This is a genomic window from Neokomagataea tanensis (assembly GCF_006542335.1).
GTDB classification, from domain to species: Bacteria; Pseudomonadota; Alphaproteobacteria; order Acetobacterales; family Acetobacteraceae; genus Gluconobacter; species Gluconobacter tanensis.
The window spans coordinates 1,442,502-1,457,999 of the sequence record NZ_CP032485.1; the positions used below are offsets into that span (position 1 = coordinate 1,442,502).

The 15,498-nt window shown below is 50.2% G+C and carries 13 protein-coding genes; 9 read left to right on the forward strand and 4 right to left on the reverse strand.

What is annotated here, in order from left to right:
* Positions 1-14: 14 nt before the first annotated feature.
* From ndk to D5366_RS06655, 6 genes are all read left to right on the forward strand, one after another.
* Positions 15-437: a nucleoside-diphosphate kinase gene (gene ndk / locus D5366_RS06630; RefSeq protein ID WP_141492796.1), complete on the forward strand. Its 423-nt coding sequence runs from the start codon at positions 15-17 to the stop codon at positions 435-437.
* A 53-nt stretch (positions 438-490) separates the two neighbouring features.
* On the forward strand, positions 491-1,891 hold the full coding sequence (locus tag D5366_RS06635) for a DUF2142 domain-containing protein (protein WP_170211058.1): 1,401 nt from the start codon (positions 491-493) through the stop codon (positions 1,889-1,891).
* 162 nt (positions 1,892-2,053) lie between these two features.
* Positions 2,054-3,214, forward strand: a complete 1,161-nt coding sequence (locus D5366_RS06640) for a capsule biosynthesis protein (protein ID WP_141492798.1) — start codon at positions 2,054-2,056, stop codon at positions 3,212-3,214.
* A gap of 9 nt (positions 3,215-3,223) precedes the next feature.
* Entirely contained in the window at positions 3,224-3,871 is a 648-nt protein-coding gene (locus D5366_RS06645; protein ID WP_141492799.1) for an ABC transporter ATP-binding protein, read from the forward strand.
* Positions 3,872-3,980: 109 nt separating this feature from the next.
* Positions 3,981-5,303 carry a glycosyltransferase family 4 protein gene (locus tag D5366_RS06650; RefSeq protein WP_240775197.1) on the forward strand — a complete coding sequence of 441 codons (1,323 nt, stop codon included), beginning with the start codon at positions 3,981-3,983 and terminating at the stop codon, positions 5,301-5,303.
* A gap of 6 nt (positions 5,304-5,309) precedes the next feature.
* Entirely contained in the window at positions 5,310-6,542 is a 1,233-nt protein-coding gene (locus D5366_RS06655; protein ID WP_141492800.1) for a polysaccharide biosynthesis/export family protein, read from the forward strand.
* A 65-nt stretch (positions 6,543-6,607) separates the two neighbouring features.
* On the opposite strand, the gene D5366_RS06660 is transcribed toward D5366_RS06655, so the two are convergent.
* From D5366_RS06660 to purM, 4 genes are all read right to left on the reverse strand, one after another.
* A complete protein-coding gene (locus D5366_RS06660; protein WP_338036357.1) occupies positions 6,608-7,336 on the reverse strand; it encodes an ABC transporter permease in 729 nt (242 codons plus the stop codon).
* Between the two features lie 233 nt (positions 7,337-7,569).
* The gene (locus D5366_RS06665) at positions 7,570-8,991 is read right to left on the reverse strand and encodes a hypothetical protein (protein WP_141492802.1); all 1,422 of its coding nucleotides are present in this window, start codon (positions 8,989-8,991) and stop codon (positions 7,570-7,572) included.
* A 23-nt stretch (positions 8,992-9,014) separates the two neighbouring features.
* Positions 9,015-9,590, reverse strand: coding sequence for a phosphoribosylglycinamide formyltransferase (gene purN, locus D5366_RS06670; RefSeq protein WP_141492803.1), 576 nt, complete (start codon positions 9,588-9,590; stop codon positions 9,015-9,017).
* Between the two features lies 1 nt (position 9,591).
* Positions 9,592-10,674 carry a phosphoribosylformylglycinamidine cyclo-ligase gene (gene purM, locus D5366_RS06675; RefSeq protein ID WP_141492804.1) on the reverse strand — a complete coding sequence of 361 codons (1,083 nt, stop codon included), beginning with the start codon at positions 10,672-10,674 and terminating at the stop codon, positions 9,592-9,594.
* 188 nt (positions 10,675-10,862) lie between these two features.
* On the opposite strand from purM, the gene D5366_RS06680 reads away from it, so the two are divergent.
* The 3 genes from D5366_RS06680 (at position 10,863) to D5366_RS06690 (ending at position 15,473) form a co-directional block, all read left to right on the forward strand.
* Positions 10,863-11,537: a chromosomal replication initiator DnaA gene (locus tag D5366_RS06680; RefSeq protein WP_170211103.1), complete on the forward strand. Its 675-nt coding sequence runs from the start codon at positions 10,863-10,865 to the stop codon at positions 11,535-11,537.
* A 277-nt stretch (positions 11,538-11,814) separates the two neighbouring features.
* Positions 11,815-13,974: an RNA degradosome polyphosphate kinase gene (locus D5366_RS06685; RefSeq protein WP_141493878.1), complete on the forward strand. Its 2,160-nt coding sequence runs from the start codon at positions 11,815-11,817 to the stop codon at positions 13,972-13,974.
* Positions 13,975-13,994: 20 nt separating this feature from the next.
* A complete protein-coding gene (locus tag D5366_RS06690) occupies positions 13,995-15,473 on the forward strand; it encodes a Ppx/GppA family phosphatase (RefSeq protein ID WP_141492805.1) in 1,479 nt (492 codons plus the stop codon).
* The last annotated feature ends 25 nt before the right edge of the window (positions 15,474-15,498 follow it).

A 15,498-nucleotide genomic window follows, 5' to 3' on the forward strand; every position in this document is an offset into this window, starting at 1 on the left:
TTAGGAGAAGACAAATGGCTCTTGAGCGCACGCTTTCCATCATTAAGCCCGACGCTACGAAGCGTAACCTGACCGGCAAGATCAATGCTGTGTTTGAAGACGCAGGCCTGCGTATCGTTGCTCAAAAGCGCATTCAGCTGAGCGAAAAGCAAGCTGGCGCGTTCTACGCCGTACATGCTGCTCGTCCTTTCTATGCGAGCCTTGTTGCTTCCATGATTGCTGAGCCAGTTGTTGTTCAGGTTCTGCAAGCTGAAAACGCGGTTGCTAAGCACCGTGAAGTCATGGGCGCAACGAACCCAGCAGACGCAGCAGAAGGCACAGTGCGTAAGCTGTTCGCTGAAAGCATCGAAGCGAACTCTGTACATGGTTCTGACAGCCTGGAAAATGCGAAGAACGAAATCGCATTCTTCTTTGCTGAGACAGAAATCTTCGCGTAATAGCGCAGCCTATGCTCCCAGCCCTTTGGGGCTGGGAGCTATGTGGAGGTACTATGTACCGTAGGTTCTTCGCTGCAGTGTTGTCTGATGAGACCGCCTTTCGGCGGCTTTTTGCGTTTTTATGGGCGCTTATCATCGGGCCTGTTCTGGTCGGTATGGTGTTTTTAACGCCACCTATTCAAGTCCCAGACGAAGAACATCATTTTCTACGTGCGGCTCAGATCGGTGAAGGCCATCTCATAGGTGATCGTCTGTCCCCGTGGAACAGTGGCGGTACATTGCCCCACGGTGCCGTTAATTTTGCCTATCGTTTTAATGATATCCGCTTCCATGCTGACCGGAAAATAACGGTCGGGCAGGTGTTGAATGCACGAGATGATCATTGGGACACTCCTCGGGAGCAGGCACCGTTCCCCAACACGGTTATCTACGCACCGTTTTTCTATATTCCCCAAGCCATAGGCATTGATGCTGGACGCTTGCTGCATCGCTCAGCACTGGTGTCGTTGTATTTGGGGCGCTTGGCGTCTGTTCTTGGGTGTCTGACACTTGGGGCGCTGGCATTGGCTATAACAAACCGTGGCCGTATGGTGATGGCGGTTATTTTGTCGCTTCCCATGACGCTCACGCTTTGTGCTTCATGTTCGCAAGATGGGCTTTTTATTACCAGTTGTGCTCTATGGGTTGCCCTCATGACGCATATGCGCGGCCCCATGGCTGAGCACCGTTGGTACTGGGTTGTGCTAATCGCGCTTATGTCGGCACTGTTAGCATCTAAGCCGCCTTACATAATGATGGCGTTCCTGCCTTTCTTTTTTGCAGGTCGGAAGCACTGGCGTTTCGCCTCATATGCTGCGGCTGTGTCTATCGGGGTGATGTTGCTGTGGAGCATTTATGGGATGCACCCGGTAGATATTACGTCAGGAGGCAGTGGGGCCGTCAGCGGTAAGAGACAGGCGCTGAGGCTGTTCCATCATCCGTGGGTTGCGGTAACTTTGATTGTGCATACGGCCGTAACCTTTGGCAGTAGCTTGTATCAACAATATCTGGGTGTTTTGGGCTGGCTCGACGCTGCAGCTCCGCTGTGGTTTTACCGCAGTGCATCTTTTGCGTTCGCGCTGAGTGTGATCTCTGCCTTAATCGCACGGCGTTATGCTTGGGGATTAACAGACTGGATAGAACGGCTAGGGGTTCTGTTGGTCCTGCTGGCAACTTTTTGCGGTGTCAGTCTTGCTTTGTATATGATTTGGACGCCCGTTGGAGAGAGCTTGATCTTAGGTCTGCAAGGGCGTTACTACCTCGGATTTTCTCTCCTTTTTGCACTACTATTTCCACAAATTCTTCGGTTACGTTTTGCGGTCTTAAGCCGAGGCGTCGATGCAGCTTTGGTTATTGCTGTACCATGTTTGTGTGGCGTTGCAGCCTTGGAAACTCTTGTTTTGCGCTATTGGTAGTGGCCGCAATCATGATGTGGTGCTTGCTGGCATGAACATGAAAGCGCATAAAAGAACTATTTTTACGGTTATTAAGTCTAAAATTAGGCGACACAAATGACGTCCGAAACCATATTACCACGTCAGGTTGCTTCTTGAGAAAGTTTAAGGCAAGTCATAGGCATGAATGATACATCGCTTACTCAAATTCGTGGCTCAAAAAATGCTAGCGGGTTATCAAGTCGGGTTATTGCTACCGTGAAGCGCCATGCTGGTTTTTGTACCGTCGTGTTGATCCCAACCTTTATTTCAGCGGTGTATTTTTCGGTTTTTGCGTCGCCTCAATATGTTTCTGAAGCGCAGTTCATTGTGCAAGGCCAGCATAACCAATCCAACATGATGCTCGCGGGGCTTCTCGAGGCTGGTGGAGCCGGCGGTGCTAGTGAAGACACATATGCCGTACAAGATTATTTAACTTCGCGCGACGCTGCCGAATTCTTGATGAAAACGCAGAATTTAGCCTCCGCATATCGTGTGTCAGGGGCAGATACGCTTGCGCGTTTCCCTAATTTTTATTCAGGCCATACCTTTGAGCATTTTTACGCTTATTATCGTCGGCATGTCGTTGCGGAACTGGATACTACGACTGGTGTGTCGACATTGCAGGTTAGGACATTCAGTGCTCAGGATTCGCAGCGCATAGCACGTGCGCTCGTCGTGGCTGCCGAGAATTTGATCAACCAAATGAATGATCGCCAGCGCAAAAATACCGTCGCAGCTTCCGAGAAAGAGTTTGAGGAGGCTACTAAGAAATTGGCAGAAGTTAATAAAAAAATTGATGCATATCGTGATCAGATTGCGATGCTTAATCCGACCATACAATCCCAGCCAGTTCTCAAGGACATTGCAGCGCTCCAGACTACTCTCACAACGACACGGGTCGAACTGGCACAACTTCAGCGCTCCACTCCTAATAGCCCTTTGATTGAGGTGTATAAGCGCCGTCTGGCAGCTCTCAGTTCAGAAATATCGCACGTTGAAACAGGGGTGACTGGGTCGGATCTTTCATTCGTGCCTAAAATTAGTGGCTACGATAATCTCGTTTTCCAAAGAGTTCTTTTTGAAAAGGAAGTAGCGGGTGCAGACGCAAGCGTTGCCGCAGCGAAATTGCAGGCAGACCGGCAGCTTTTGTATCTTAACGAAATTACGCAACCTAATCTGCCAGATTACGCCGCTTATCCTCGTGGGTTGGTCAATGTGGCAATTGTCTTTGCGACGATGCTCGGGATTTATCTGATGGCGATGCTGCTTATTAGTGGTGCGCGTGAACACAAGCTTGTCTAAGATTTCCTCATGTTAGAATGCATAGATGTCACGAAAGAGTACCCTGCGGCTGATGGAAAGCGGCGCGTCCTAGACAAAGTAAATTTTACCCTCGAAAGAGGGCAAAAACTGGGGGTTTTAGGACGAAATGGTGCAGGAAAATCGACATTAATACGGATGATTGGTGGTGTTGAGCCAATCACTAGTGGCCGTATTGAGCACACAATGTCCATATCTTGGCCGTTGGCATTTGGTGGTGCATTTCAAGGGAGTCTAAGCGGTTTGGATAACCTGCGGTTTATATGCCGCATTTATGGCTTGGATTATAAAATTACGCGTGAATACGTGGATGATTTTGCTGAATTAGGGGCACAGTTAGCAGACCCAGTGAAGACTTACTCTTCTGGTATGCGTGCGCGTTTAGCTTTTGCATTGTCGATTGTTATAGAGTTTGATTGCTATCTCATTGATGAGGTGATCATGGTCGGTGACGCTCGTTTTCATAAGCGATGTGAAGAAGAGTTGTTCGTGAAGAGGCAAGATCGTGCAATGATTTTGGTATCCCACGATATGGGATTTATGCGCGATACTTGCGATAGAGCAGCCATTATATCGAATGGTATATTCACACCATTTAGTGAAGTAGAAGAAGCAATATCTATTTATGATTCTCTTTGAAAGAGGGGGTAAATTTTATACTTATTGCGTAAAAATATCTTATTTATTTGATCTTGCTGAAATGCTTCCGCTCAAAAAATGAATCTAGCAGCTAAGATAAGGTGATACATTGTTGTACGGACAAAATGAACGGCGGATTGGCGTCGATGGGTTCAATCTGAGTCTGGAAAAGGGGACAGGTGTAGCTACTTACGCTAGGACCTTATGTCGTGCTTTGGTTCAACTCGGCTGTAAAGTTGATCTCATCTATGGGCTACAAATCCCAAGCAAATCTCAGGCAGAACTGAGGGAAGTTAGGTTTTTTGATCGTTTAGCCAATTCGCACGGAGGAGAGCCTGCTAAATTTTTGTCTAAAAAATGGATAAGAGAGCGCAAGGCGGATTTTATTAGACCCTCACTCGTTGAGATCGATATTACGAATCGAATTGATGCCCGTTCTTTGTCGGCGCATCTCCCAGCGTTTGACCGTTTGTTTAATGTTGAGAACCTTTTCAGGTCAGCAGCACGACGCTTCCGCATGACAGGGAAGTTTACGACAATAAAAATGGATGAAGCACCCGATGTCATGCATTGGACTTACCCACTGCCGATTAAAATAGATGGGGCTAAAAATATTTATACACTACATGATATTGTTCCATTAAAACTCCCGCACACAACACTTGATGACAAGCCGTATTATTACAAGCTATTGAAAGAAATTGCAGAACACGCTGACGGAATTTGTACGGTTTCTGAAGCATCAAAAAAAGATATTTTATCTTTTTTTCCTGAGGTAAAGAACAAAATATATAATACTTACCAAGCATGCGATACGAATAAAAAGTCTTACCTTCGCTCAGAAGAAGATTGCTGCAGCGAGATTGAAGCTGAATTTGGTTTGACGGCGCAAGGATATTTTATTTTCTTTGGATCTTTAGAACCCAAGAAAAATATAGGACGTATTATTGAAGCCTTCTTAGCATCGGGTAGTAAGAGGCGGCTTGTTATTGTTGGCGCGATGGCTTGGAAATCTGAAAAGGAATTAAGATATCTTGAGCGCGGTATTTCGACAGGCAGGATTATTAAAGTCGACTACTTACCGGAAGATACGCTGTTCGCTCTTTTGAGGCAGGCCCGGGCATTATTGTTTCCCTCGCTCAGTGAAGGGTTTGGCCTACCTGTGCTTGAGGCCATGCATTGCGGTACTCCAACTCTCATTTCAGGTGAGGGGTCACTGCCGGAAATAGGGGGTGCCGCTTCGCTTGAGGTATCAGCTTATGAAGTTGATTCCATCAAGGAGGGTATCCGAAAACTAGATCAAGATGATGCATTGTGCCAAACATTGAGAGATGTAGGGTACCGGCAGGCGGAAGCGTTTGGTATGGCGTCTTATCAACAACGTCTCAACGATATGTACACCAGCATTCTATCGGACAGTGGAAAGATTTAAAAATTAATGCGCCTTTCTTCTCTTTCTTATAAGCGCCGTGCCTTTAATTTCGGGCGTGGGGTGGTTGGCTGTTTTTCTACTGTTGGATTGTTTGCTCTTGCAGCATGCAACACGCTTCCAGATAGTGGTCCAACAGAGCGTGCGGTTTTAGAAACCGCGAATAACAAGCAGTTGAACCCGCTGGGTTTTCATATTTTGCCCGTTACCCCGCAGTTGGCGAGCGTACTTTCGGCGGAAATTCCGCCTTTGATTTCTAGTATTGATACTGCAGCAGTAGCGCCTTCTACTAATGACCGTATTGGCGCTGGCGATGTACTGGCCATTACGGTTTTCGAGCTTGGTAGTGGATTGTTCGCGCCGTCCAGCGGGGCTTCTGGAGCGGCGAGCGCCAATGGTTTGTCTGCTGGGCCGGCTGCTAACGTGACAAATCAAAATCTTCCCCCTACTCAGGTTGAAGCAGACGGCACAATCTTCGTCCCATATGTTGGGCGCTTACGGGCAGCGGGTCTGACCCCCCAAGCTTTGGCTAATAACATCTCCAATAGTCTTGCGGGGAAATCTCAAAACCCTCAAGTGATGGTAAGAATTTCGAGCGATATTGCTAACACCGTTATCGTTTCTGGAGAGGTTCACAGACCGGGTAGAGTGGTTTTAAGTACAGCTCAAGAACATTTATCTGATGTTATCGCTATTGCTGGTGGCGCAGTTTATTCGCCCGAAGATAGTCATATCGAGTTAGTGCGCGGCGATAAATTAGGTGCGACTGATTTGGGAACATTGCAGTCATTTCCTCAAGAAGATATTCATGCTCACCCTGGTGATAGAATTCACGTTATCTACCAACCGAGGAGCTACACTGTGTTTGGGGCTGCTGGAATTCAAGCAACAGAAACACCTTTTAAATCCCCTCACGTTTCATTGGCTGAGGCTTTAGCGCGCGTTGGTGGTCCGAATGATAATCGTGCTGATCCTAACGCAGCTTTCTTGTTTCGTTTCGAAGATCCTGTAGCCGCTAAAGCGTTAGGGTTAGATACGCCCCCGACCCCCAAGGGGATACCGGTGGTTTATCAACTCGATATGATGAACCCTAGTAGCTATTTTCTGGCACAAAATATTCCAATGAAAACAAAAGATGTTTTGGTTATAGCTAATGCACGTACCAATAAATTTTATAAAATAGACCAACTCATTAGTACTCTTGTTGGTCCTATGATAACTGCCACATACCTCGCAAGGTAAATAATACGAAATAAAAGGCTTATCCCGAATAGATTAATATTATCTAGAAGGGATAAGCGCCTTATTTATACAATATGTATGTATTTTTTAACTCTAAGTGTTAATGAAATTCCTGTTAGTATTAATACAAAGTTGATCCATGCTGAATAAATAATATCGTAGTGAGCGTGTGCAGAATTTCCAAATTGTCCGGCTCTTATCATTTCAATGCTGTCGACACTGGGTGAGAGAAGTAAAATCCACCGATAGTGTTGAGGTATCCAATCGACCATTATAAAGGCGCCTGATAATGGGATTGAAAGGTACGATATAACAGCAATAGATTTTTCAAATATTTCACTTCTTTGGGTTAGAGGGGCAACAATTAGAGCTGTTGCCAGTGAAAAAAGCATTTGGAATAATATTCCCAAATAAAGAATTCCATAATATTGGGGTGGCTCCATAAATCCGAGCGCTATAGCTACTATAGCCACAAGAAATCCGGCGCCAATAGTCCCCATAATTTCTAATATTACCCGGGCTAGGATAATATCAAGCGGTGTAACTTGCTTATGGAATAAGAGGCTCCCGTTGGCTTCGAATGCCATGACAGAACGCCCAAGGCAATGCCGCCACATAGTGAGAGGGACGTAGCCAGTGATAACAATTGCAGTTGTTGGTAACCCGTGATCATGCGCGGGGCGTATGGCGCTCCAAACAATTGCGACACCAGCGCAAAATAAAATTGGTTCACCAATAATCCAGAGAAACCCTAACCCGTGACGCCCGAAACGGGTATGCAGTTCACGCAACATCAGGGCACCGATTACTCGGAATTGTAGGGCGAATAAAGAAAATAAAGACTGTGGTTTCATTTTAAGGTGGATACTTCTCTAAAATTTACAGCAGCATCTTGGTTGCGCACTTAGCCGAGAGAGGATCTGATACGACAATGCAGTTATCTTACCAAGCTAGAACTCTACAGGGGATTAGCCCACCCTGCAGTTTTCACAATCGGTATGCAGATATAATTGTCCGGAAGGGCATTTTAATGAATACGGGTCGTAATAGATACGGGTAATGGCGGAAGAATGACAAGTCGTGTTTTGCCAAAGAAACGCATCATGGCTTCCACATCCCAGCTTGCCTTCCCGGTGGTGTATTGGCCTGGCTCCCATGGCCAGTAATAGAAAATTGCAGAATTTGTTCCTTGCCGCATGGTCATCTCAGATCCTGTGCTCATGCCTGATTGCCATGTTGTGTTACGCGCTTCTGCTTCTGCCGTGCGTGACTGAAAAAAAAGTACGAGGTTGGGCAGGCGCCATAATGCTGTGTCGAGCGTGAACAGCAGTAAGCCCAAACATGCGAGGCCACGAAGGCATGCAGTCGAAAAATGAAATCTAGGTATGCAACGAGCGGCATATCCTCCAACCAACAGCGCCAGAAGAAGCGAGATTTCGAGGCGAAGGGTTTCGTGGCGTTGGCAGCAGAGAAAACCAAATTCGTAATATGCGCTGGCTATAGTGAGTGCTTGGCAGGCTAAAAGACTAATGCTCAGGGTTGTGAGTGCTCCTATGGATGGACGCAGAGCTGTCGCCCTTAAGGCTGCGAAGCTGGACAAAGCCAAGATGATCTTAAGAACTATCCCGTGGAATATATCACCGCCGTCTGTGCCGCCTGCGCTTGTGTCTATAGGTTGCAGAACTGCGAGGTTATGGAAGAAGGGTACGATGCTCGCCTTGATGCTGGCGAGTGTCATGCCTTGAGTCGGTGAGCTATGCGGGTGCGGCAAACTAATCCTGCCTGCGAGGAGGCGCCAAGCAACAAAACCGCAGCATAACGCAGGGATCCATAAGCCCGGAGGAAGTATATTTCGCGCTCTTACGGCTGCCAACATCTGTACACACAGATAACTTGTGGTGAAAAAGAAGCCAGCTTCACTTGCTGTGGCAGCTACGCTAAGGCAAAGCACGGTTAGCCAAGAGCTCTTACTATTAGTTAACGTTCTCAAGGTAAGGCAGAGTAAGGCCGCAAAAACAGGAAGATGCGCTGCGGCTGCCATAGGCCAGAACATTAAGTCAGCCACAGGGTGGCCGAGAAAAACAATGATCCCGCCTAACGCAAAAAAGAAAAGGCGTGCATTGAGCGGAATATTGCGCGTGAGTAGGGTCGGTAAAAAGGCCAAGGCACCGCACGCAGCCCAGATTACACCAAGTGCGGGGCCAATAAGGGGCACATTGAAATGTGTTATTGCAGCGCCATAAAGGGCAATGACGCTTTCTGAAAGCGGCCGAGGGCTCCAAAAAAGCAGCCGATGCCAGAAAAAATTTCGGCCGTTATGTGCGAAGTTATAAAAATAGTCATACTCATCGCCTTGCCACATGGCATAGGGCAAAATGCAGGCATGTAGAATAATGACCGCACCGGCCAAGATGAGGCAAAGGCCTAAAGCAAGGCGGGCAACAAACATGGATGGTGCGGGCTTTCTAACGTTTAAGCTAAAAATCTTTTTAGAACGTTAGGATATAGAAGGTGTTCTTGCTCAAGTACACGGGCAGCAAGGCTATCGGCTGTGTCATTGGCAAGGACGGGCACACGGGCTTGGCCCAGAATGGGGCCTTCATCAACGCCTGCGGTTACGAGGTGGACAGTGCAGCCATGCTCGGAAGCTCCCTCTGCAATCGCCCTTTCGTGCGTGTGAAGGCCCGGGAATGCGGGAAGAAGGGAAGGATGTATGTTAAGCATTTTCCCTTCCCAAGCGTTCACCAAAAAAGGCGTTAGCACGCGCATATAGCCTGCAAGGCATATGAGGCTGGCACCCGATTTGGCTACAGCATCGTTGACAGCTCGCTCGTGGGATTCACGGTCTTTGCCAAATGCTTTGTGGTCAATTGCAAGCGTAGCTAAGCCAGCATCATGTGCAACTTGTAGGCCCACAGCGTCTGGTCGGTTGCTTAAAACCAAAACGATTTTGGCGGGGAAATCAGGCCGAGCACACGCTTCAATCAGGGCGCGCATATTACTGCCGCGCCCGCTGATCAAAACAGCGATTGGTGTTTTCGTCGTCATATCAGGCGAAGGAAACCGGTGCAGTGAGAGTGTATTGGGTGTCGCTTTCGACGATTTTGCCCATGACGAAGCCAGTTTCGCCGTTTTCAGCCAGCTTGCTGAGCACTTTTTCAGGCTCTGACGTCACGAGCACCATGCCAACACCACAGTTAAAGACGCGCAGCATTTCGTCTGTAGCCACGTTTCCTGTCTGAGCCAGCCATTTGAAAACAGGCGGGATGTCCCAAGCGCTACCATCAACTTCAACGCCCAGACCTTCTGGCAAAACGCGCGGCAGGTTGCCGGGTAAACCGCCGCCTGTAATGTGCGCGCACCCGTGCAGAAGGTTGTTTGCGTGCAGGTCCAGTACGGTGCGCACGTAAAGCTTTGTTGGCGTTAGCAAGGCTTCAGCCAGTGTCTTACCTTCAGCAAAGGGAGCAGTGGCATCCCAAGCAAGGCCAGACATGCGGACAACTTCGCGGACTAGAGAGAAGCCGTTTGAGTGCACGCCCGATGATGGCAGGCCGATAAGGGTATCACCCGCACGGATACCTGCTGGCAAAAGGGCGTCGCGTTCTGCAGCGCCAACGCTAAATCCGGCTAGGTCATAATGGCCCGGCGCGTACATTCCGGGCATTTCTGCCGTTTCGCCGCCTACTAAAGCGCAGCCTGATTCGGAGCATGCGCGCGCAATTCCGCGCACGACGGTAGCGGCGTCTGGCACTGCCAGTTTGCCGGTGGCGAGGTAGTCAAGGAAGAAAAGAGGCGTTGCGCCCTGCACCACGAGGTCGTTGACGCACATTGCAACGAGATCTACGCCGACATTTGCATGTTGCCCGGTCTCAATAGCAACCATGAGCTTGGTGCCAACGCCATCTGTGCAGCTGACGAGGACCGGGTCTTTAAACCCAGCAGCCTTCAAGTCAAACAGGGCACCAAAACCGCCAAGGCTGCCCATTGTACCGGGACGGTTTGTTGCTTTTGCATCAGCTTTAATTTCGTCCACAAATGCATCACCAGCAGCAATATCCACTCCAGCCTGAGCGTAGCTGGCGCCTTGTGTTGTGGTGTGTTCAGGCGAGTTAGGGGCGGGCTGGTCGGTCATGGAAGCACTCCGTGGGTCTAAAACGTGGGGCCCTTCTAGCATTGCTTGGCTGCGCTGTAACGCGCAACACGCATGAGGACATTACACTTCGGGCAAAATGGGTGCTAAGAACACAAAATGATGGTGCAATTGCAACAATTCTGCATGGCCAAGGGGCAAGAGTGAGCAGGTCAGGACAGGCAGATGGTGTGGGGCGGCAATTAGCATTTCCTTTGGGGCAAAGCAGTGTCCTTACCGCGGCGAGGTTTATACCGGCGGCGTCAAATGTAGCAGCGCGTGCTTGGTTGGCCCGACCGCAATGGCCTGATGGTCGTTTATGGCTTTGGGGGGCGCCCGGCACGGGCAAGACTCATCTTTTGACAATATGGGCGCAACAACACAGCGCAAAAATTCTTGATGCCCGTGATTTTGTGTCTCACGCAAAAGCGGAGCGTATCCGTATTGCAGGGCATGTTGCGATCGATAATGCGGATCAAGCGGGGGACGAAGCGACCCTGCTACATCTGTTAAACGACGCTATGGCCCAAGGGGATCGTGTGCTGATGGTTGGGCGTTTGCCACCGTCAAGGACGAAATGTGTTCTAGCGGATTTGGCGAGTCGCTTGCGCGCGACTGCAACGACGGCGACCTCAGAACCTGAGGACGAGCTGCGTGCGCGTTTATTATTATCGCTTTTAGCTGGGCGGCAGCTAGTAGTTTCACAGCAAGTGACAGACTGGCTGTGGAGGCATTTACCTCGTACCGGGAATGCTTTGGTTGAAGCTGTGCAAAGGCTGGATGACGCGGCACTAGCACAGGGCGTTCCGATTACACGCGCCTTGGCATTATCTGTACTGCCCGATTTGCTGCAACCCGATGAGTAATAAAACTATAATGACTTGATGCTTTGACGGGGCGGGATATGCTGTGACACGAAACCTACGTTTGACAGCATTAGTATATATTTAGCAGCGTCTATTGCGCCGTTCCTCCAAGTCCCGGGAAAGATTTAACGTGACGACAGATGATAAGAAGCCCGCTCCTCGCCGTACTCGTCGCCGTACGCCACCAAAGAGCGGCACTCCTGCCACAACGCCACGTACACGTGCCACGGCTGCACGGAGACGCACGACGGTCCCGGTCGTGCAGGATTATGCCGGGATGCAAAACTCACCTGAGCGTTTTTTAAATCGCGAACTGTCATGGCTGGATTTCAACCAGCGCGTCATTGAGGAAGCGGAAAGCCTGAAAAATCCGCTGCTGGAGCGCGTACGGTTTTTGTCGATTAGCGCGAGTAATTTGGACGAGTTTTATTCCGTTCGCGTTGCAGGTCTGGTCGGGCAAGTCCGGGAGGGGATGGTTGTCCGTAGCCCGGACGGTCTTGCGCCAGCTCAGCAACTTGCTGCGATTCGTAAAAAAGCACGGTTTTTGATGGAGGAGCAGCAGCGGGTTTGGGGCATTCTGGAGGCCGAATTAAAAGAAACGGGGATCAGTATCCTATCCCCCGATGCTCTAAATGAGGCGGATTATTCCCAGCTGTCGAATATCTTTGACGAGCGGGTCTTCCCTGTCCTTACGCCGCTAGCAGTAGACCCATCACATCCTTTACCGTTTATTCCCAACATGGGTCTGGCGCTGGTGTTGCGCTTGAAAGATGAGGCAACAGGAAGCCCAGTGATGGACGGTCTGGTGCTGTTGCCGACCCAACTCCCACGGTTGCTGCGCTTGCCTGCGCGGGTGGATGCAGAGGGTAAGGCTTCAAGCGAAATTCGTTTTATTCTGCTGGAAGATCTTATTCGTCTTTTTGCTGCCCGCCTGTTTCCCGGCCTTGGCCTCGGGGAGGCCGGTGTTCTGCGCATCATCCGTGATACGGACGTTGAATTCGAAGATGAAGCAGAGGACTTGGTACGCTCTTACGAAACAGCCCTTAAGCAGCGCCGGCGCGGAGTAGGTATCCACTTGGCGCTGGATCGGCGGTTGCCTGAGGAACTGGGCAGAGAGCTGGGGGAAGAACTGGGCGTCAGCGATGAAGATGTCATGGTGCTGCCGGGGTTTGTCGGAGTGGTGGACCTCAAACAACTCATCGTCGATGACCGCCCGGATTTGGTTTTCCCTTCGTATACGCCGCGTTTCCCAGAGCGTATTTTGGATTATGATGGGGATTGCTTTGCGGCAATTCGAGCAAAGGATATCGTCGTACATCACCCGTTTGAAAGTTTTGACGTGGTGGTGCAGTTCTTGCGGCAAGCTGCACGGGACCCGAATGTCCTTTCAATCAAGCAGACTTTGTATCGTACATCGCGCGATAGCCCCATTGTGCAGGCGCTTATTGAAGCGGCCGAATCCGGCAAATCTGTAACAGCGATGGTAGAGCTGAGAGCGCGGTTTGACGAAGAGGCTAATATTCGCTTGTCGCGCGCCCTTGAGGCCGCAGGCGTGCAGGTGGTTTTTGGATTCACGCACCTCAAAACGCATGCGAAGTTAAGTTTGGTCGTCCGGCGGGAAGGCGGGACTTTGCGCTCATATGCCCATTTCGGCACGGGAAATTATCACCCCATTACGGCGCGAATTTATACAGATATCTCATTCTTCACATGCGACCGTACATTGGCGTCTGATTCCGCCCGTTTGTTTAATTACATGACTGGGTATGCAACGCCTGAAAAAATGGATGCATTAGCGTTCTCGCCCATGACAACACGTTCAACGCTTGAAGCGCTGATTCGGGAAGAGATTGCGCACGCTAAAGCTGGGCGTCCTGCTAAAATATGGCTGAAAATGAACAGCCTTGTTGATGCAGAACTGATTGATATTCTCTATGAAGCATCGCAGGCAGGTGTGAAGGTTGTTGGCGTCATCCGAGGCATTTGCTGCTTGCGGCCCGGAGTGCCGGGCCTTTCAGAGAATATTGAGATTAAATCGATTGTTGGTCGTTTCCTCGAGCATTCGCGTATTTATGCTTTTGGCAACGGGCATCGTATGCCGTCCCATCAGGCGAAGTTGTTTATTTCCTCTGCGGACTGGATGGTACGCAACATGGACTGGCGGGTTGAGACCTTGGTGCCCATCACCAACACGACGGTTCACGCGCAGATCCTTGGCCAGATCATGACTGTGAACATGAAAGATACTTTGCAAAGCTGGACGTTGTCTAAAGATGGAAGCTGGCATCGTATGGCGCCAGGGAGTAAGCCCTTTTCCGCACATGAGTACTTCATGTACAACCCCTCCTTGTCTGGGCGTGGCTCGGCTGCACGGGAAAAGGCCTTACCAGAAGGCCGCCATCCGCGTGGGCGACAAGATCGTGTCCTAGAAGACTGAACTGTTAAAGACTGATTGCAATGCCTCCTTTCTCTCAGCGTTCAGCCATTGTTGATCTTGGCTCAAACTCGGTACGTCTCGTTGTATTTGAAGGTGTGGTGCGAAACCCGCTGCCAATTTTCAATGAGAAGGTAACACTTAAGCTCGGTCGTGGACTGGACGCGAGTGGCCACCTCAATGAAGAGGGGGTTGCCCTCGCTATGGATGTGCTCGGGCGCTTCCATACAGTAGCGCGCGCAATGGGGGCTGAACCATTTGAGGTTGTCGCCACTGCTGCAGTGCGCGACGCAAGCAATGGGCCCGACTTCGTGTCCGCCATTCGTGCCCGCATGCCGGGTGTAACCATCCGAGTGCTTGAAGGGACGGAGGAGGCTGATTACTCCGCCCGTGGTGTTCTCTGTTCCTTGCCTGAAGCTAACGGTCTTGTTGCCGATATTGGCGGTGGTTCGCTGGAGTTGATACACGTTGCGGATAGCCAGTATCATGAGGCAGTAACTACCAAGCTCGGCGTTATTCGTTTGCAGGATAGGGCTCAGGGCAGCGTCGAGCGTGCACGAGAGATAGCTGACGAAATGCTGTCTGAGGTCAATTGGTTGCCGGGTATGACCGGGCGCCCACTTTACCTTGTGGGTGGGGCGTTCCGTGCACTGGCGCGTTTGCAAATTGCCAGAACGCGTTATCCGCTGAGCTTGGTGCATTTATTCACTCTTTCAGAGGGTGAATGCCGCGAAATGGTTGATTGGGTGGTAGACGCGCCACGCCGTACGCTCGAAAAACTACCAAACTCCCCTCGCAAACGCCTTGGTGATGCGCCATTCGCTGCCACTGTCCTGCGCAGCCTGATGGAGAGGGTACGCCCCTCAAAGGTTGTTTTCAGCATCGATGGTTTGCGGGAAGGCTGGTACATGAAGCATGTGGCGTCATCCGTTGCGGGTGGTGACCCTATGACAGCGCTTGCCAATGACATGGCCGGTCGTTTGGCGCGAAACCCTGATTTATCACATGCGCTGGTCGGTTGGACGGCACCTCTTTTCCCAGATGAAACGCCAGTACAAAAACGCCTCCGAACACTGGCCTGTACGCTGTCAGATATTGGCTCCTACGATCATCCTGAATACCGTGGAGAGCAGACATATCAGCGGGTTATGCATTGCCACGGCGTTGGGTTTGAGCATAGCGCACGCGCTTTCATTGGCCTGACATTGGCCGTGCGTTACGAAGTTCCTACGGACTCAGCGCTGATTGAACCGTCACGCTATTTATTGTCCCGCACAGAAGTGGACCGTGCGACCCGTTTGGGCCAAGCGCTGCGCCTTGCCTATGCTTTATGTGCAGGCACGACAGTCCTTCTGGAAGAATGCCGTATTCTTGTTGAAGATGAAAAACTGGTCCTAATCCTTGGGGCGCGCTCTGTGCGGGCTGCGGGGAGCAATGTACGCCGCCGTTTAGAGCGACTTGCTGCATTTATGGGCCTTACAGCCGAGATGCGGGAAGAATAAGCCGGTTTTCAACTAGGCTTTTCTC